General features: G+C 48.5%; 20 protein-coding genes. 12 read left to right on the plus strand and 8 right to left on the minus strand.

What is annotated here, in order from left to right; all coding sequences use genetic code 11:
- Window positions 1–14 precede the first annotated feature (14 nt).
- The 3 genes from lsrF to tam are packed head-to-tail and all read left to right on the plus strand — an operon-like array spanning window position 15 to window position 2,019.
- Complete coding sequence (gene lsrF / locus QUE34_RS09695; RefSeq protein ID WP_000774178.1) at window positions 15–890, plus strand: 3-hydroxy-5-phosphonooxypentane-2,4-dione thiolase; 876 nt, start codon at window positions 15–17, stop codon at window positions 888–890.
- Window positions 891–913: 23 nt separating this feature from the next.
- A complete protein-coding gene (gene lsrG / locus QUE34_RS09700; protein WP_032303049.1) occupies window positions 914–1,204 on the plus strand; it encodes a (4S)-4-hydroxy-5-phosphonooxypentane-2,3-dione isomerase in 291 nt (96 codons plus the stop codon).
- Between the two features lie 56 nt (window positions 1,205–1,260).
- Window positions 1,261–2,019 (plus strand): trans-aconitate 2-methyltransferase, encoded by a 759-nt coding sequence (tam, locus tag QUE34_RS09705; protein WP_032303050.1) that lies wholly within the window; start codon window positions 1,261–1,263, stop codon window positions 2,017–2,019.
- Window positions 2,020–2,022: 3 nt separating this feature from the next.
- Here tam and QUE34_RS09710 read toward each other — a convergent pair whose 3' ends face one another.
- The 6 genes from QUE34_RS09710 to sad form a co-directional block, all read right to left on the minus strand.
- Window positions 2,023–2,937, minus strand: a complete 915-nt coding sequence (locus tag QUE34_RS09710) for a bestrophin family protein (RefSeq protein ID WP_032303051.1) — start codon at window positions 2,935–2,937, stop codon at window positions 2,023–2,025.
- Between the two features lie 196 nt (window positions 2,938–3,133).
- Window positions 3,134–4,585, minus strand: coding sequence for a tagaturonate reductase (gene uxaB, locus QUE34_RS09715; protein WP_032303052.1), 1,452 nt, complete (start codon window positions 4,583–4,585; stop codon window positions 3,134–3,136).
- 226 nt (window positions 4,586–4,811) lie between these two features.
- The gene (locus tag QUE34_RS09720; protein ID WP_123059885.1) at window positions 4,812–6,230 is read right to left on the minus strand and encodes a sensor domain-containing diguanylate cyclase; all 1,419 of its coding nucleotides are present in this window, start codon (window positions 6,228–6,230) and stop codon (window positions 4,812–4,814) included.
- Window positions 6,231–6,368: 138 nt separating this feature from the next.
- A complete protein-coding gene (locus tag QUE34_RS09725; protein WP_001191038.1) occupies window positions 6,369–6,728 on the minus strand; it encodes a DUF4186 domain-containing protein in 360 nt (119 codons plus the stop codon).
- Window positions 6,728–7,654: a glutaminase B gene (gene glsB / locus QUE34_RS09730; RefSeq protein WP_032303054.1), complete on the minus strand. Its 927-nt coding sequence runs from the start codon at window positions 7,652–7,654 to the stop codon at window positions 6,728–6,730. The genes QUE34_RS09725 and glsB overlap by 1 nt, the downstream gene beginning before the upstream one ends.
- A 63-nt stretch (window positions 7,655–7,717) precedes the next feature.
- A complete protein-coding gene (sad, locus tag QUE34_RS09735) occupies window positions 7,718–9,106 on the minus strand; it encodes a succinate-semialdehyde dehydrogenase (protein WP_103253601.1) in 1,389 nt (462 codons plus the stop codon).
- A gap of 100 nt (window positions 9,107–9,206) precedes the next feature.
- On the opposite strand from sad, the gene ptrR reads away from it, so the two are divergent.
- The 3 genes from ptrR to ydeA all read left to right on the plus strand — a co-directional run bounded on the left by ptrR (window position 9,207) and on the right by ydeA (window position 12,619).
- The gene (gene ptrR / locus QUE34_RS09740; protein WP_032303055.1) at window positions 9,207–10,088 is read left to right on the plus strand and encodes a putrescine utilization regulator PtrR; all 882 of its coding nucleotides are present in this window, start codon (window positions 9,207–9,209) and stop codon (window positions 10,086–10,088) included.
- Window positions 10,089–10,165: 77 nt separating this feature from the next.
- On the plus strand, window positions 10,166–11,281 hold the full coding sequence (gene yneK / locus QUE34_RS09745) for a putative protein YneK (RefSeq protein WP_088541883.1): 1,116 nt from the start codon (window positions 10,166–10,168) through the stop codon (window positions 11,279–11,281).
- A 147-nt stretch (window positions 11,282–11,428) separates the two neighbouring features.
- Window positions 11,429–12,619: an L-arabinose MFS transporter gene (ydeA, locus tag QUE34_RS09750; protein WP_000210785.1), complete on the plus strand. Its 1,191-nt coding sequence runs from the start codon at window positions 11,429–11,431 to the stop codon at window positions 12,617–12,619.
- A 24-nt stretch (window positions 12,620–12,643) separates the two neighbouring features.
- Here the strand turns inward: ydeA and marC are convergent, their stop codons facing one another.
- Entirely contained in the window at window positions 12,644–13,309 is a 666-nt protein-coding gene (marC, locus tag QUE34_RS09755; RefSeq protein WP_000885028.1) for an NAAT family transporter MarC, read from the minus strand.
- Window positions 13,310–13,520: 211 nt separating this feature from the next.
- Here marC and marR point away from each other — a divergent pair, with 211 nt between their 5' ends.
- The 3 genes from marR to marB are packed head-to-tail and all read left to right on the plus strand — an operon-like array spanning window position 13,521 to window position 14,608.
- Window positions 13,521–13,955, plus strand: coding sequence for a multiple antibiotic resistance transcriptional regulator MarR (marR, locus tag QUE34_RS09760; RefSeq protein WP_000843424.1), 435 nt, complete (start codon window positions 13,521–13,523; stop codon window positions 13,953–13,955).
- A gap of 19 nt (window positions 13,956–13,974) precedes the next feature.
- On the plus strand, window positions 13,975–14,358 hold the full coding sequence (marA, locus tag QUE34_RS09765) for an MDR efflux pump AcrAB transcriptional activator MarA (RefSeq protein ID WP_000091199.1): 384 nt from the start codon (window positions 13,975–13,977) through the stop codon (window positions 14,356–14,358).
- 31 nt (window positions 14,359–14,389) lie between these two features.
- A complete protein-coding gene (gene marB / locus QUE34_RS09770; RefSeq protein ID WP_000803541.1) occupies window positions 14,390–14,608 on the plus strand; it encodes a multiple antibiotic resistance protein MarB in 219 nt (72 codons plus the stop codon).
- Window positions 14,609–14,638: 30 nt separating this feature from the next.
- Here the strand turns inward: marB and eamA are convergent, their stop codons facing one another.
- Window positions 14,639–15,538, minus strand: a complete 900-nt coding sequence (gene eamA, locus QUE34_RS09775) for an O-acetylserine/cysteine exporter (RefSeq protein ID WP_032184269.1) — start codon at window positions 15,536–15,538, stop codon at window positions 14,639–14,641.
- 194 nt (window positions 15,539–15,732) lie between these two features.
- On the opposite strand from eamA, the gene ydeE reads away from it, so the two are divergent.
- The 3 genes from ydeE (at window position 15,733) to mgtT (ending at window position 17,246) form a co-directional block, all read left to right on the plus strand.
- Entirely contained in the window at window positions 15,733–16,920 is a 1,188-nt protein-coding gene (gene ydeE, locus QUE34_RS09780) for an efflux MFS transporter YdeE (protein ID WP_105268488.1), read from the plus strand.
- Between the two features lie 126 nt (window positions 16,921–17,046).
- On the plus strand, window positions 17,047–17,142 hold the full coding sequence (mgtS, locus tag QUE34_RS09785; RefSeq protein ID WP_000901367.1) for a protein MgtS: 96 nt from the start codon (window positions 17,047–17,049) through the stop codon (window positions 17,140–17,142).
- Window positions 17,142–17,246 carry a hypothetical protein gene (gene mgtT / locus QUE34_RS09790; protein WP_212734532.1) on the plus strand — a complete coding sequence of 35 codons (105 nt, stop codon included), beginning with the start codon at window positions 17,142–17,144 and terminating at the stop codon, window positions 17,244–17,246. Before mgtS ends, mgtT begins: the two co-directional genes overlap by 1 nt.
- Window positions 17,247–17,350: the final 104 nt, after the last annotated feature.

A 17,350-nucleotide genomic window follows, 5' to 3' on the forward strand; every position in this document is an offset into this window, starting at 1 on the left:
AACCGGAGTACGTTATGGCAGATTTAGACGATATTAAAGATGGTAAAGATTTTCGCACCGATCAACCGCAACAAAATATCCCTTTTACCCTGAAAGGTTGCGGTGCGCTGGATTGGGGAATGCAGTCACGCTTATCGCGGATTTTTAATCCGAAAACGGGTAAAACCGTGATGCTGGCCTTTGACCATGGTTATTTTCAGGGGCCGACTACCGGACTAGAACGCATCGATATAAATATCGCCCCGCTGTTTGAACATGCCGATGTATTAATGTGTACGCGCGGCATTTTGCGCAGCGTAGTTCCCCCGGCGACCAATAAGCCGGTGGTACTGCGGGCGTCTGGTGCGAACTCTATTCTGGCGGAATTAAGTAATGAAGCCGTGGCGTTATCGATGGATGACGCCGTGCGCCTGAACAGTTGCGCGGTGGCGGCGCAGGTTTATATCGGCAGCGAATATGAACATCAGTCGATTAAAAATATTATTCAGCTGGTCGATGCCGGAATGAAAGTAGGAATGCCGACCATGGCCGTGACTGGCGTGGGCAAAGATATGGTGCGCGACCAACGTTATTTCTCGCTGGCTACCCGAATCGCCGCTGAAATGGGGGCGCAGATTATCAAAACTTATTATGTCGATAAAGGTTTTGAACGGATTGTTGCCGGATGTCCGGTACCCATTGTTATTGCTGGCGGTAAAAAATTACCGGAGCGCGAGGCGCTGGAAATGTGCTGGCAGGCTATCGATCAGGGCGCTTCTGGTGTGGATATGGGGCGTAATATTTTCCAGTCTGACCATCCGGTGGCGATGATGAAAGCCGTACAGGCGGTGGTACACCATAACGAAACGGCTGATCGGGCATATGAACTCTATCTGAGTGAAAAACAGTAACTGCGGATTTAAGGAGAAGAATCATGCACGTCACACTGGTTGAAATTAACGTTCATGAAGACAAGGTTGACGAGTTTATCGAGGTTTTTCGCCAGAATCATCTGGGCTCGGTCCAGGAAGAAGGCAATTTGCGCTTCGATGTCTTACAGGACCCGGAAGTTAATTCGCGCTTTTATATCTACGAAGCCTATAAAGATGAAGACGCAGTGGCGTTCCATAAAACCACGCCCCACTACAAAACCTGTGTCAAGAAACTGGAATCTTTAATGACCGGGCCGCGTAAAAAACGTGTGTTCAATGGGGTGATGCCGTGAGGCGAATTTATCAGTTTTATCTACAATTGGGGTAACGCACTGACGGGAGTAAATAAATGTCTGACTGGAACCCCTCTTTATATCTGCACTTTGCCGCTGAACGATCGCGTCCGGCGGTGGAGCTGCTTGCCAGAGTGCCGCTGGAGAATATCGAATACGTTGCCGATCTTGGCTGTGGCCCAGGTAACAGCACCGCCCTGCTGCATCAACGTTGGCCTGCGGCCAGGATAACAGGCATCGACTCGTCTCCGGCGATGATTGCTGAAGCGCGCAGTGCTTTGCCAGACTGCCAGTTCGTGGAAGCAGACATCCGCAACTGGCAACCGGAACAGGCACTCGATCTGATTTTTGCTAATGCCTCGCTGCAATGGCTGCCCGACCATTACGAACTGTTCCCTCATCTGGTTTCGTTACTCAGTCCGCAGGGCGTGCTGGCGGTACAAATGCCGGATAACTGGCTGGAGCCTACCCATGTGCTCATGCGCGAAGTCGCCTGGGAACAAAACTACCCGGATCGCGGGCGTGAGCCGCTGGCTGGCGTTCATGCTTACTACGATATTTTGAGTGAAGCCGGATGCGAGGTCGATATCTGGCGAACCACTTACTATCACCAGATGCCGTCGCACCAGGCGATTATTGACTGGGTGACCGCCACTGGATTACGTCCGTGGTTACAGGATCTGACCGAGAGCGAACAGCAGCATTTTGTTACGCGCTACCATCAGATGCTGGAAGAGCAGTATCCACTGCAAGAGAACGGACAGATACTGCTGGCATTTCCGCGTCTGTTTATTGTTGCCCGGCGTACGGAGTAAATATTACGTCAGCTGGTAATGACGATCGGGAAGAATTTTTGCTGGAATTTCTGTTTCATCGTTCATCTGTAACAGGTCAATTTCAATAGCGTTGCAGATGGCATCCAGCGGTAAATCATTGTTTTCAGTACCGAACGGATCTTCCAGCTCTTCCGCCAGACAATCCAGCGAAATAAAAGTGTAGGAAATCAGCACAGAGATAAATGGCGTCATGTAATGCAGGTCCACGACCAGCGCGAACGGCAGCATGATACAAAACAGATAAACGGTACGATGCAAAATCAGGGTGTAGGCAAAGGGAATTGGCGTGTAGGCAATGCGCTCGCAGCCTGCCAGAACCGCTGAAATATCGTTAAGCCGATCGTTGAGGCTAATAAACAGGATATCTGAAAGCTGTCCATTGCGTCGCTGAACCGCCAACCACTCCCCCATTATCAACAAAATACGGTTAGCTGGAGTGTTTGAAGCCAGTACACGCTGAAGATCTTCAGTCTTGAGATAATGTGCCAGCACTTCCGCCTGTGGTTGTTTGCGTAATGTCATGCGTAAACAGTGGGCGAAGGCGATTTGCAGCCGTGCAAACTCCCTTACACTTGCCGAATCCGGCAATGTCGTTTTTACCTCGCGCAGTAACGACCGTGAGGCAATCATCAACTGCCCCCAAAGTTTTCGCGCTTCAACGTAACGGGCGTACCCGGCATTATTACGAAAACCAAGAAAAATGGCGATGGCGACACCGAGAATGCTGAATGGTGCGAGGGTAAATTTAATACCCAGATGCGTGTACCAGGGCAGCATGAAAATAACGGCAGTAGAAAAGAGAAAATTAAGTAGTAAGCGTGAGGATATCTTGGATAATACTGAACCGTGCCAGACAAAAATACGGCGCAGCCAGTGTTGTTGTGGACGAACGATCATGGTTATCTTCAGGCGTGTAAAAGTCGCCCTATTAAACGTGATTACGATCACATTCTCAAGACACTACTTACAAATTACCTATAAGCTTACAACATTAACAGGTGCTGCATGTGGCACCTGTTAATGATAAAGGCACATAGGATGTTGTAACTAATATAGTGAAATAAGAAACCCGGTCGAAACCGGGTTCAGAGTATTAGCACAACGGACGTACAGCTTCGCGCATTCCTTTTTCGAGAATCGCATCCAGGTCATTAGCAACCAGCTGGACCAGACCAGGCACTTGCGTCAGGTCCAGCTCCCAGTGGTCTTTTTCAGCCAACACAATAGCAACCAGTTCCTGGGTGCCGATAACACGGTCACGATGCTGGCTCCAGAGTTGCTGATAACGTTCCAGCCAGTGGGCATCGTCCTGTACCGGATATGTTTCTCCGTTACGCTCACCGCGATAAAACGCAATCAATGCCGCTAATGCGAAAGTAAGGCGCGCCGGAAGGGTGCCGTTTGCCTTCTGCCCTGCCAGCAGTTGCGGCAGGATACGGGTGCGGAACTTGGTCATACCGTTAAGCGCGATAGACAGCAGCTGATGCTTGATGTACGGATTACGGAAACGTCCGGTGACTGCACTGGCGAAAGATTCCAGTTCATCACGAGGCAAATCCAGTACCGGAATAATCTCTTCGTAGATGGCTTTTTCAACGAATGCACAAATTTCAGCATCGTTCATCGCTTCACCTACAGTATCCAGCCCGGCCTGGAACGCCACCGGCACCAGCGCCGTGTGTGCACCGTTGAGGATTGCCACTTTGCGCTCTTTATACGGTTTAATATCGTCAACAATCAGCACGTTGAGCGGATATTTGTCCAGACGCAGCTCAGTCGCTAAGGATTTCGGCCCCTGAATCACAAACAGGTAAAAGTGTTCAGCGGTGTCGAGGAAACCATCGTGATAACCCAGTTCTTCTTCCAGTTTAGCCACTTCATCACGCGGATAACCGGTAACGATACGGTCCACCAGCGTAGAACAGAAGCTGTTAGCCTGATCCAGCCATTGAATAAATGCTTCTGGTAGTGCCCACTCTTGCGCGTAGCGCAGCACCAGTTCACGCAGTGCATCGCCGTTATAGTCGATCAGTTCACATGGGATGATGATCCAACCTTTATCCTGCGCTCCGTTGAAATGGCTAAAACGTTCGAACAGCAGACGGGTCAGTTTTGCCGGATAACTTACCGCTGGCGCGTCATCGAATTTATCGCCCGCATGGTAGCTGATACCCGCTTCGGTGGTGTTAGAGAAAACAAAGCGCATTTCCGGGTTGTGCGCCAGTTTCAGGAATTCATCGTATTCACTGTAGACGCTGATTTCACGATTAACCGAGCGAATCAGACGCGCGTCGCTGACCGCCTCCCCCTTCTCATTCAAACCACGGATAATGGTGGTGTACAGACCATCCTGCGTGCTCAATGACGGCGGGAATGAAGTTTCAATCGGACGAACAACGACCACGCCAGAATTCAGATCGGTGTGCTCATTCAGGAGATCGATTTGCCAGTCAACAAAGGCGCGCAGGAAGTTACCTTCACCAAACTGAATGATACGTTCTGGATACTGTGCACCGGGAAAATCGCGACGATTTAGTGTTTTCACAATGGGTTCCCTTCTGATTAGTCATACAACCTGTTTGAATTGGTACGACAGGTTAGCAAACTTTAATACGCCGAACCCCTGTTTTGATCAACTCCTGATGATTAATGAGCAGTTTTATGAGAAAAGTGTGGCGCGGATCATGGTTTAATCGAGGAAATACGCCTTTTCTTGGAACATAAAGTGGTAGAACACATTGCATTTAAAACGCTCTGAATGAATAAAGATGTCAGACAACTTCCTCACCGTAACGCATAGTGCTGGTACGGTTGCGCCCATCTTTCTTCGAGCGATACAGACATGTATCGGCTTCGACCATCAATTTATTAAAGTCATCGGTCAGCGTTCGGTACGATGCGCAACCACTACCGACGCCAATACTTACCGTGAGATAAAGCGTTTTTTGTTGCCAGGTGAACGGTTGCAGTTCAACGCCTTTACGGATTTTTTCCGCCATTAGCAGACCATCGACAGGATTCACCGATGGCACTGCAACAGCAAATTCTTCGCCGCCCATTCGCGCCACCAGCCCCTTATCACCGACAATCTTTTGAATATGCTGGGCAAACACGCTTAACACTTTATCGCCACATTCATGTCCATAGTTATCGTTAATGCTTTTGAAATAGTCGATATCAAGCAGCATGACAGTCAGATGTTGTGTCTGTTTCAGCGATGGCCTTTTCAGCGCCTCATAAAGACCGGACCGTGAGTAAACCTGAGTCAGAAAATCAAAGTCGGCTCGCAGCGCAACTTGCTTCATTAGCGAATTGATCGCTGCCACGCTAAAAGAAACCATAATTGGGCATATCGCCATCGTGGCAATACCGAGACGTGCGGAGAACATTTGCGGAATGGAGAACGGCGAACCGACCGAGATATCAATCACCGAATTTGCCACCAGTACGATTTCCACCGCACCGGTGACAAAGGTCAACAGACATGTTACCTGCGGCGTATAGCGCACTGCACACCAGATTAATGCAGGCAGCGGGAACGCCAGACTCCCCGCTCCGCCAATGACTACCGAGGCAACAACCGACACAATAAGCGCGATAGCGGGCATCATCTGTTCTGCTTTAAAGCGCGGCAGCACTCCAGGAATTGCCAACGTCAGCATACAAGGCACGATCAACACGCCCGTTGAGAATTGCTCACTGAACCAGTCGGCAAGCAAAGGCCAGAAATCCAAACTATCAATACTGACCGAACCAATCGCCCCGACAATAGCGCATAATAATGCGGCAATCAGACAGTAATTAAATAGCCGTAAGGCACTTACTGGCTCGTACTTATTTTTCCCCAGACGCTTATCCCGCGCGACCAGTAAGGCGACGGTAACAATAAACATCATATTGGAGAAATTGATAGCCAGTGAAACCAGCCCCCATTCGGTGGTTATGGCATCATAAACCAGCATTGCCACATAACTGATCGCATAGTAATGCAGTCGATTAAGCCAGACATAGCGGGCAAACACCCCCGCCATTACGCCATTCAGCGGCCAGAAAAGAGAAAGTTCGTGAACCAGCCGTAACTCTGCACCAATAAAATAGAACAGCGTGGTTAGCACAAAAATAGCGATGCTATTACGTAGCAGATGACCTTCCTGGAACAAACGGAAAGTTGAAATGGGCTGTACATGCATTAATTATCTGTCCATACAATTGCGGGTGGCAATTATCTCAACGTAATAAGTAAATTCTCATAAAGGATAGCATGTTCGCTGACAGCGGCGGCAAATAAAGATATCCTGGGAATGCTATTTTATCGTTTTCCGCAATTATCATGGCTGATTCATCTGTATAACCAACCAGTGATAGATTACCGACACGATATAACGTTGTTGTTCCTCGCTTAACGAAACACCCTGCGGAATGTTATGCCACTTAGCCAGACAACCGCGACAACAGGTTGCAGTGGCGTGCTGAGCGATAAACACCGGATGCCCGCGCATGGGGGTTTGCTTACCGTCGTTAGCCGGTAATGCCGGAGCAAGACGTTTAGAGACAAAATCCGCCGCATGTTGTTCGATGACTGGCGCGCCTTTCTCCAGACAATACTGACGCTCTTTCACACCCAAACGAAAGCGAGAGCGAAATTTTGAACGGGATAAACGCGCGAAGAGTGGATCGAGAGACTGCATTAATAAACCGAACGCCCTAATTGTTTCGTCAATTGTTCAAGGACAGCAATGCCCGCAAGCGAGTTACCTGCATCATCCAGTTCCGGACTCCAGACAGCGATGGCCATTTCATGCGGAACAATCGCCACAATACCGCCGCCGACGCCAGATTTCGCTGGTAGTCCCACCCGCCAGGCAAACTCCCCCGCGTTCTGGTACATACCACTGGTCGCCATCAGTGCGTTAATTTGCCGCGCCTGCATTGGCGTCACCACAGGTTCATCAATATGAATAGCTTTCCCCTGATTAGCCAGAAAGACAAACGTCCGGGCCAGCTCTACACAGCTCATTTTCAGAGCGCAGTAATGAAAGTAGTTTTGCAGAACGGTTGTCACGTCATGATGGAAATTGCCAAACGACTTCATCAGCCAGGCGATAGCCGCATTTCGCGCGGAGTGTTCAAATTCGGAACGCGCTACCACCGTATCGTAGGAAATATCAGACACTCCGCTTAAGCCGCGGACAACTTCCAGCATACGTTGCCGTGGCGCGCTTAAGCGCCCTTGCAACATATCGCAGACCACCAGCGCACCGGCATTTATAAACGGATTACGCGGAATACCCTGCTCCATTTCGAGTTGCACCAGGGAATTAAACGGTGATCCAGACGGATCTTTGCCGACGCGTTGCCAGATTTCCTCTTCGGAGTAATGACGCATGGCGACAACGAGACTCAGCACTTTGGAAATAGACTGAATGGAAAAACGTTCTTGTGCGTCTCCGGCCTGAAAAAGCTGTCCGTCAACGGTACAGATAGCTATGCCCAGTCGGGAACCATCAACCGTCGCCAGCGCCGGAATATAATCCGCGACTTTACCCTGACCAATGAGCGGCTGCACTTGCCGCAAGATGTTTTCTAAAATTGCATTATCCATGGCGACTGCCACTTTCTACTCCTGGACCGCAGGTCTGAAAAGACCTGCGAGTATATCAGAGCTGAATATGTAGCGTCAGATCCGGTCTTTCCACACCGTCTGGATATTACAGAACTCATGTAAACCGAAATGGGAAAGTTCACGACCAAAGCCACTCTTCTTCACGCCACCAAAGGCGACTCGCGCATCACTGGCACAATAACCATTGATAAACACGCCACCGCATTCCAGACGTGCCGCCATCTGTCTGGCCCGTGTTTCGTCGGTGGTGAAAATGGTCGCTGAAAGGCCGAACTCGCTATCATTAGCCAGTTCCAACGCATGTTCTGCATCCTTTGCAATAGTGATTGCCGCAACGGGGCCAAACATCTCTTCCCGAAATGCAGTCATTTCTGGGGTAACATTCGCCAGAATCGTCGGCGGATAGTAGTTACCTGCCCCAGCCATCTTTTCCCCGCCCAGTAACAAACGCGCACCCTGCGCCAGGGTTTTCTCCACCTGATGATGCAGCTCATCACGTAAATCAAAACGAGCCATTGGTCCGAGAGCGTTCTCTTCGTCACGGGGATCGCCCATTTTCAAGGCTGCCGCAGCTGCCACAAAACGTTCGGTAAATGCCGAAGCAATTCCCTCTTCGATAATAAAGCGTTTTGCCGCTGCACAAACCTGTCCGGTATTCTGATAACGTCCGGCTACTGCCGCTTTCACCGCAAGTTCCAGATCGGCATCGTTAAGCACAATAAACGGATCCGAACCGCCCAGTTCCAGTACACATTTTTTCAGTGCCGCTCCAGCCTGTGCGCCAATAGCTGCTCCCGCACGAACACTTCCGGTCACTGTGACAGCAGCAATGCGCGAGTCTTTAATCATCTGACTGACACCGTCGTTGTCAGCATTCAGCCAGCCATATACGCCTTGCGGGATCCCCGCATCTTTAAACACCTGGGCAATGAGCTGTGCACAGCCCATCACATTCGGCGCATGTTTAAGTAAGTAGCCGTTACCTGCAAGAATGATGGGAACAGCGCCACGCATCACCTGCCATAACGGAAAATTCCACGGCATAATCGCCAGAATCGTCCCCAACGGTCGATACTCAATAACCGCCTGCTGATTTTCCACCAGCGTAGATTCTGCTTTCAGCATTGCTGGACCATGTTCTGCATACCAGTCACACAAATTCGCCGATTTCGCCACTTCAGCACGCGCCTGGTTGATCGGTTTGCCCATTTCACGGGTGATCATTTGAGCCATTTCTTCGCTACGGGCGCGCAGAGCCTTACCGATATCACGCAGTTTTTCAGCACGATAATCTATATTTGTCTCGCGCCAGTCGCGAAAGCCTGCTGCCGCCAGCTGAAGTGCGTTTTCTATATCGTCAGCGCCAGCCCACGGCAGCACAGAAAGTTGTTCACCAGTGGCAGGATTTATCGAAATTGCATGGGTTGCCGGAGTAATGGTCATCGGGGTATCTCCTTTATGGGTTATGGTAAAAAGATACGCAGATTTACTCTTGCTTGAAAATGAATAATATTAAGCCACTTATTCACGAATTGAGAATGCCATGGATCTGACCCAACTGGAGATGTTCAACGCGGTTGCCGAAGCTGGCAGCATTACCCAGGCTGCAGCAAAAGTGCATCGCGTCCCGTCGAATCTCACTACCCGTCTACGCCAGCTGGAAACAGAACTGGGGGTTGATCTGTTTATTCGCGAGAATCAGCGTTTACGTCTCTCGCCTGCCGGGCATAACTTTTTACGCTATAGCCAACAAATTCTCGCGTTAGTGGATGAAGCGCGGAGTGTTGTCGCTGGCGATGAGCCGCAAGGTTTATTTTCTCTTGGTTCGCTGGAAAGCACCGCTGCAGTGCGCATTCCGGCCACGCTGGCGGAATATAACCGTCGTTATCCCAAAATTCAGTTTTCACTTTCCACCGGTCCTTCCGGCACCATGCTGGAAGGTGTGCTGGAGGGAAAACTGAATGCGGCATTTATTGATGGGCCCATTAACCATACTGCTATTGATGGAATACCGGTCTACCGCGAGGAGTTGATGATTGTCACGCCGCAAGGACATGCACCAGTAACCCGCGCCAGTCAGGTTAATGGCTGTAACATTTATGCATTCCGTGCCAATTGTTCATATCGTCGCCACTTTGAAAGCTGGTTTCATGCCGACGGTGCAGCGCCGGGGACCATCCATGAGATGGAGTCGTATCACGGTATGTTAGCCTGTGTGGTTGCAGGTGCGGGCATTGCACTTATCCCACGCTCAATGCTGGAAAGTATGCCGGGGCATCACCAGGTTGAAGCGTGGCCGTTGGCTGAGCAATGGCGTTGGTTAACAACCTGGCTGGTCTGGCGTCGCGGTGCGAAAACGCGTCCTCTTGAAGCGTTTATTCAACTGCTCGATGTGCCTGACTCAGCAAAACAGTCTTCCCAATGAGCTATTTTTGATAGTTCTTGCAGCTCATATGCTCTATATAGTGATGTTCCGATGACTTATGACTATATGGGGCAAATATGGTTACGCCAGTAAGCATCAGCAATTTCATCTCACTTCCTGATGATTTTCCCGTTCGCAATATTGCACCTCAGGTAAAAGAAGTTTTGAAGGATTTTATTGATGCGCTCAGCATTATAATATGTGATGAGGAGTGGCGTACGTCTTTAAACATCAATTCAAACACCAAAAAGATATTCAATAATCTTGATAACCTATCTTATATACAGAGGACAACTTTCCGAGATAACGACACGCTATACAATGAAAAGGTTCAATTTAAACTCACTTATCCTGTTAAGAATGGAAGACATAAAGAAAACATTGAATTTCAGGTAGTAATAAATTTAAGCCCTATTTATTTAGATAATTTTCGCCACGATGGGGAAATTAATATTTATTGTGCTCCCGACCCAAAGCCTGTCACTATGGGTCGGGCCTTTCAGACCGGCGTCGAGCGTGTGCTCTTTCTGTTTCTTAATGACTTTATTGAACAATTTCCAATGATCAGCCCCGGCGTCCCCATCAAAAGGTCTCATACTCCACATATTGAACCTCTTCCTCCTGAGCATCATACCGCTGCAGATTACTTACGTCAGTTTGATTTATTCGTACTGAACTTTATCTCTCGTGGTAATTTTGTCATACTCCCACGACTATGGAATAAGCCGCAGGTCCACAGGTGGTTCGCGAATAAAAACCCAAACTTAATCACCGCCATCTACGACATAAAGGATAACCCATTAAAAGAGGAGTTATTACAAAACCTCATGGATTCATTAGGTTCTAACAAACAAGTACTACCTGAAGTTTGTATCTGCTTTTTATCGCTTTTATCAAACAAAGAAATACCTCACTTTCAGAGTCTATTCTTATTTTTTACAAATATGTTATTGCACTTTCAAATTTTTATGAAACCTAATGAAAATGACCTGAATGATGTGTTGATACCGGCATTATTAAGTGAAGATAAAAGTATCCATCGTATGGCACGCAAGATTTTAAAACTTTTTGTAAAAAATGAAATTCCGCCCAAAATTAGTAACGAAGAACTACTGGACAACAGGCCTCGTTCCCCTGTGAGGCCACCTTTACCATCAGCCACCAAAACGCCAGACCTTCCTGATCGTCATTAAAATGTGATGTTAACAACTCTCTGACGCGTGACAGAACAACCGTCAGAGAGATGGAAATGCGATCCAGATCACAAATGCATTGTATTCACATCATTAACCGTTTTAAGATCATTTCATTACTTTTCGCAACTCACCCGATAATCTGTTATGACAACAAACACTGTTTCCCGCAAAGTGGCGTGGCTACGGGTCGTTACGCTGGCAGTCGCCGCTTTCATCTTCAATACTACCGAATTTGTCCCTGTTGGCCTGCTTTCTGACATCGCACAAAGTTTCCATATGCAAACCGCTCAAGTCGGTATCATGTTAACCATTTATGCATGGGTAGTGGCGCTAATGTCATTGCCTTTTATGCTAATGACAAGCCAGGTTGAACGCCGCAAATTACTGATCTGCCTGTTTGTGGTGTTTATTGCCAGCCATGTACTGTCTTTTTTGTCGTGGAGCTTTACCGTTCTGGTGATCAGTCGCATTGGTGTAGCTTTTGCACATGCGATTTTCTGGTCGATTACGGCGTCTCTGGCGATCCGTATGGCTCCGGCCGGAAAGCGAGCACAGGCATTGAGTTTAATTGCCACCGGTACAGCTCTGGCGATGGTATTAGGTTTACCTCTCGGGCGCATTGTGGGGCAGTATTTCGGTTGGCGTATGACCTTCTTCGCGATCGGTATCGGGGCATTTATCACCCTTCTGTGCCTGATTAAGTTACTTCCCTTACTCCCCAGCGAGCATTCAGGGTCGTTGAAAAGCCTTCCGCTATTGTTCCGCCGCCCGGCATTGATGAGCATTTATTTGTTAACTGTGGTGGTTGTCACCGCCCATTACACGGCATACAGCTATATCGAGCCTTTTGTGCAAAACATTGCGGGATTCAGCGCCAACTTTGCCACGGCATTACTGTTATTACTCGGTGGTGCGGGCATTATTGGCAGCGTGATTTTCGGTAAACTGGGTAATCAGTATGCGTCTGCGTTGGTGAGTACGGCGATTGCGTTGTTGCTGGTGTGCCTCGCACTGCTGCTACCTGCGGCGAACAGTGAAATACACCTCGGGGTGCTGAGTATTTTCTGGGGGATCGCGATGATGATCATCGGGCTTGGTATGCAGGTTAAAGTGCTGGCGCTGGCACCAGATGCCACCGACGTCGCGATGGCGCTATTCTCGGGAATATTTAATATTGGAATCGGCGCTGGCGCGTTGGTAGGTAATCAGGTCAGTCTGCACTGGTCAATGTCGATGATTGGTTATGTGGGCGCGGTGCCTGCTTTTGCCGCGTTAATATGGTCAATCATCATTTTTCGCCGCTGGCCAGTGACACTCGAAGAACAGACGCAATAGTTGAAAGGCCCATTCGGGCCTTTTTTAATGATACGTTTTAATGATTTCCAGGATGCCGTTAATAATAAACTGCACACCCATACATACCAGCAGGAATCCCATCAGACGGGAGATCGCTTCAATTCCCCCCTTGCCCACCAGCCGCATAATTGCGCCAGAGCTGCGTAGGCTTCCCCACAAAATAACCGCCACCAGGAAAAAGATCAGCGGCGGCGCAGCCATCAGTACCCAATCAGCGAAGGTTGAACTCTGACGCACAGTGGACGCCGAGCTAATAATCATCGCAATGGTTCCCGGACCGGCGGTACTAGGCATTGCCAGAGGTACAAAGGCAATATTGGCGCTGGGTTCATCTTCCAGCTCTTCCGACTTGCTTTTCGCTTCCGGTGAATCAATCGCTTTCTGTTGCGGAAAGAGCATCCGAAAACCGATAAACGCGACGATTAAGCCGCCTGCAATTCGCAGACCGGGAATCGAAATGCCAAATGTATCCATCACCAGTTGCCCGGCGTAATACGCCACCATCATGATGGCAAAGACGTACACCGAGGCCATCAACGACTGACGATTACGTTCGGCACTGTTCATGTTGCCTGCCAGACCAAGAAATAACGCGACAGTTGTTAATGGGTTAGCTAACGGCAGTAACACCACCAGCCCCAGGCCTATTGCTTTAAACAAATCTAACATTAGTGGTTGTTATCCTGTGTATCTGGGTTATCAGCGAAAAGTATAAGGGGTAAACAACGATAAAGTGTCACTCTTTAGCTAGCCTTGAATCGCATTGACCAAAACTTGAACCGATTTAGCAAAACGTGGCATCGGTCAATTCATTCATTTGACTTATACTTGCCTGGGCAATATTATCCCCTGCAACTAATTACTTGCCAGGGCAACTAATGTGAAAAGTACCAGCGATCTGTTCAATGAAATTATTCCATTGGGTCGCTTAATCCATATGGTTAATCAGAAGAAAGATCGCCTGCTTAACGAGTATCTGTCTCCGCTGGATATTACCGCGGCACAGTTTAAGGTGCTCTGCTCTATCCGCTGCGCGTCGTGTATTACTCCGGTTGAACTGAAAAAAGTGTTGTCGGTCGACCTGGGAGCGCTGACCCGTATGCTGGATCGCCTGGTTTGTAAAGGCTGGGTGGAAAGGTTGCCGAACCCGAATGATAAGCGCGGCGTACTGGTAAAACTTACCACCAGCGGCGCGGCAATATGTGAACAATGCCATCAATTAGTTGGCCAGGACCTGCATCAAGAATTAACAAAAAACCTGACGGCGGACGAAGTGGCAACACTTGAGCATTTGCTTAAGAAAGTCCTGCCGTAAACAAAAAAGAGGTATGACGATGTCCAGACGCAATACTGACGCTATTACCATTCATAGCATTTTGGACTGGATCGAGGATAACCTGGAATCGCCACTGTCACTGGAGAAAGTGTCAGAGCGTTCGGGTTACTCCAAATGGCACCTGCAACGGATGTTTAAAAAAGAAACCGGTCATTCATTAGGCCAATACATCCGCAGCCGTAAGATGACGGAAATCGCGCAAAAGCTGAAGGAAAGTAACGAGCCGATACTCTATCTGGCAGAACGATATGGCTTCGAGTCGCAACAAACTCTGACCCGAACCTTCAAAAATTACTTTGATGTTCCGCCACATAAATACCGGATGACCAATATGCAGGGCGAATCGCGCTTTTTACATCCATTAAATCATTACAACAGCTAGTTGATAACGTGACAACGTCACTGAGGCAATCATGAAACCACTTTTATCCGCAATGGTAACTGCGCTTATTCTCTTCTCTGCGCAGAGCTTTGCGGAACAAACCACGCAGCCGGTTGTTACTTCCTGTGGCAATGTGGTGGTTGTTCCCCCATCGCAGGAACAACCACCGTTTGATTTAAATCACATGGGTACTGGCAGTGATAAGTCGGATGCGCTCGGCGTGCCCTATTATAATCAACACGCTATGTAATTTATTCTGGCCCCGACATCTCGGGGCCTTTTAGCCTCTCACTTTCACGGCTTTACGCCACCGCATACCAAACACATTGATATATAGCCCGGTCATAATGAGCACCGCACCAAAGAATTGCAGACCCGTTAAGCGTTCATCCAATAATAGTGCTGCACTTGCCAGTCCTACTACGGGCACCAGTAACGATAACGGTGCAACCCGCCAGGTTTCATAGCGTCCCAGTAACGTCCCCCAGATCCCATAACCAACAATTGTCGCCACAAACGCCAGATACATCAGAGACAAGATGGTGGTCATATCGATAGTGACCAGGCTGTGAATCATGGTTGCGGAACCATCGAGAATCAGCGAGGCAACAAAGAAAGGAATGATCGGGATTAATGCGCTCCAGATGACCAGCGACATCACTGCCGGACGCGTTGAGTGTGACATTATTTTTTTATTGAAGATATTGCCGCACGCCCAACTAAATGCTGCCGCCAGGGTCAACATAAAGCCGAGCATCGCCACATGCTGACCGTTAAAACTATCTTCGATTAACACCAGTACGCCAAAAATCGCTAACGCGATCCCCGCCAGTTGCTTACCGTGCAGCCGTTCGCCAAAAGTAAACGCACCGAGCACAATAGTAAAAAACGCCTGAGCCTGTAATACCAGTGAGGCCAGCCCAGCAGGCATACCAAAATTTATGGCACAGAACAGAAAGGCAAACTGCGCAAAACTGATGGTTAATCCATACCCCAGCAGCAAATTCAGTGGTACTTTCGGTCGTGCGACAAAAAAGATGGCCGGAAAAGCGACCAGCATAAAGCGCAAACCGGCCAGCATCAGCGGTGGCATGTTATGAAGCCCCACTTTGATGACAACAAAATTTAGCCCCCATACGACCACTACCAGTAGCGCCAACACCCCATCTTTTCGCGACATTCTACCGCCTCTGAATTTCATCTTTTGTAAGCAATCAACTTAGCTGAATTTACTTTTCTTTAACAGTTGATTCGTTAGTCGCCGGTTACGACGGCATTAATGCGCAAATAAGTCGCTATACTTCGGATTTTTGCCATGCTATTTCTTTACATCTCTAAAACAAAACATAACGAAACGCACTGCCGGACAGACAAATGAACTTATCCCTACGACGCTCTACCAGCGCCCTTCTTGCCTCGTCGTTGTTATTAACCATCGGACGCGGCGCTACGCTGCCATTTATGACCATTTACTTGAGTCGCCAGTACAGCCTGAGTGTCGATCTAATCGGTTATGCGATGACAATTGCGCTCACTATTGGCGTCGTTTTTAGCCTCGGTTTTGGTATCCTGGCGGATAAGTTCGACAAGAAACGCTATATGTTACTGGCAATTACCGCCTTCGCTAGCGGTTTTATTGCCATTCCTTTAGTGAATAACGTGACGCTGGTGGTGCTCTTTTTTGCCCTTATTAACTGCGCCTATTCCGTTTTTGCTACCGTGTTGAAAGCCTGGTTTGCCGACAATCTTTCGTCCACCAGCAAAACGAAAATCTTCTCAATCAACTACACCATGCTCAACATTGGCTGGACCATCGGTCCGCCGCTCGGCACGCTGTTGGTGATGCAGAGCATCAATCTGCCCTTTTGGCTGGCAGCTATCTGTTCCGCGTTTCCCATGCTTTTCATTCAAATTTGGGTAAAGCGCAGCGAGAAAATCATCGCCACGGAAACAGGCAGTGTCTGGTCGCCGAAAGTTTTATTACAAGATAAAGCACTGTTGTGGTTTACCTGCTCTGGTTTTCTGGCTTCTTTTGTTAGCGGCGCATTTGCTTCATGCATTTCACAATATGTGATGGTGATTGCTGATGGGGATTTTGCCGAAAAGGTGGTCGCGGTTGTTCTTCCGGTGAATGCTGCCATGGTGGTTACGTTGCAATATTCCGTGGGCCGCCGCCTTAACCCGGCTAACATCCGCGCGCTGATGACAGCAGGCACCCTCTGTTTCGTCATTGGGCTGGTCGGTTTTATTTTTTCCGGCATCAGCCTGCTATTGTGGGGTATGTCAGCTGCGGTATTTACTGTCGGTGAAATCATTTATGCGCCGGGCGAGTATATGTTGATTGACCATATTGCGCCGGCAGGAATGAAAGCCAGCTATTTTTCCGCTCAGTCTTTAGGCTGGCTTGGTGCGGCGATTAACCCATTAGTGAGTGGCGTAGTGCTAACCAGCCTGCCGCCTTCCTCGCTGTTTATCATCTTAGCGTTGGTGATCATTGCTGCGTGGGTGCTGATGTTAAAAGGGATTCGTGCAAGACCGTGGGGGCAGCCCGCGCTTTGTTGATTTAAGTCGAACACAATAAAAATTTAATTCAGCCTTCGTTTAGGTTACCTCTGCTAATATCTTTCTCATTGAGATGAAAATTAAGGTAAGCGAGGAAACACACCACACCATAAACGGAGGCAAATAATGCTGGGTAATATGAATGTTTTTATGGCCGTACTGGGAATAATTTTATTTTCTGGTTTTCTGGCCGCGTATTTCAGCCACAAATGGGATGACTAATGAACGGAGATAATCCCTCACCTAACCGGCCCCTTGTTACAACTGTGTACAAGGGGCCTGATTTTTATGACGGCGAAAAAAAACCGCCAGTAAACCGGCGGTGAATGCTTGCATGGATAGATTTGTGTTTTGCTTTTACGCTAACAGGCATTTTCCTGCACTGATAACGGATCGTTGACACAGTAGCATCAGTTTTCTCAATGAATGT

Source organism: Escherichia sp. KS167_9B, from assembly GCF_030295215.1.
Taxonomy (GTDB): Bacteria; Pseudomonadota; Gammaproteobacteria; order Enterobacterales; family Enterobacteriaceae; genus Escherichia; species Escherichia coli_F.

Coding starts and splice junctions, on each gene's coding strand:
- sad (WP_103253601.1), bottom strand. CDS start 9,106: ATGACCATTACTCCGGCAACCCATGCAATTTCGATAAATCCTGCCACT.
- ydeA (WP_000210785.1), top strand. CDS start 11,429: ATGACAACAAACACTGTTTCCCGCAAAGTGGCGTGGCTACGGGTCGTT.
- mgtT (WP_212734532.1), top strand. CDS start 17,142: ATGAACGGAGATAATCCCTCACCTAACCGGCCCCTTGTTACAACTGTG.
- eamA (WP_032184269.1), bottom strand. CDS start 15,538: ATGTCGCGAAAAGATGGGGTGTTGGCGCTACTGGTAGTGGTCGTATGG.
- QUE34_RS09725 (WP_001191038.1), bottom strand. CDS start 6,728: ATGCAGTCTCTCGATCCACTCTTCGCGCGTTTATCCCGTTCAAAATTT.
- yneK (WP_088541883.1), top strand. CDS start 10,166: ATGGTTACGCCAGTAAGCATCAGCAATTTCATCTCACTTCCTGATGAT.
- marA (WP_000091199.1), top strand. CDS start 13,975: ATGTCCAGACGCAATACTGACGCTATTACCATTCATAGCATTTTGGAC.
- lsrG (WP_032303049.1), top strand. CDS start 914: ATGCACGTCACACTGGTTGAAATTAACGTTCATGAAGACAAGGTTGAC.
- marB (WP_000803541.1), top strand. CDS start 14,390: ATGAAACCACTTTTATCCGCAATGGTAACTGCGCTTATTCTCTTCTCT.
- ydeE (WP_105268488.1), top strand. CDS start 15,733: ATGAACTTATCCCTACGACGCTCTACCAGCGCCCTTCTTGCCTCGTCG.
- QUE34_RS09720 (WP_123059885.1), bottom strand. CDS start 6,230: ATGCATGTACAGCCCATTTCAACTTTCCGTTTGTTCCAGGAAGGTCAT.
- QUE34_RS09710 (WP_032303051.1), bottom strand. CDS start 2,937: ATGATCGTTCGTCCACAACAACACTGGCTGCGCCGTATTTTTGTCTGG.
- lsrF (WP_000774178.1), top strand. CDS start 15: ATGGCAGATTTAGACGATATTAAAGATGGTAAAGATTTTCGCACCGAT.
- marC (WP_000885028.1), bottom strand. CDS start 13,309: ATGTTAGATTTGTTTAAAGCAATAGGCCTGGGGCTGGTGGTGTTACTG.
- ptrR (WP_032303055.1), top strand. CDS start 9,207: ATGGATCTGACCCAACTGGAGATGTTCAACGCGGTTGCCGAAGCTGGC.
- mgtS (WP_000901367.1), top strand. CDS start 17,047: ATGCTGGGTAATATGAATGTTTTTATGGCCGTACTGGGAATAATTTTA.
- tam (WP_032303050.1), top strand. CDS start 1,261: ATGTCTGACTGGAACCCCTCTTTATATCTGCACTTTGCCGCTGAACGA.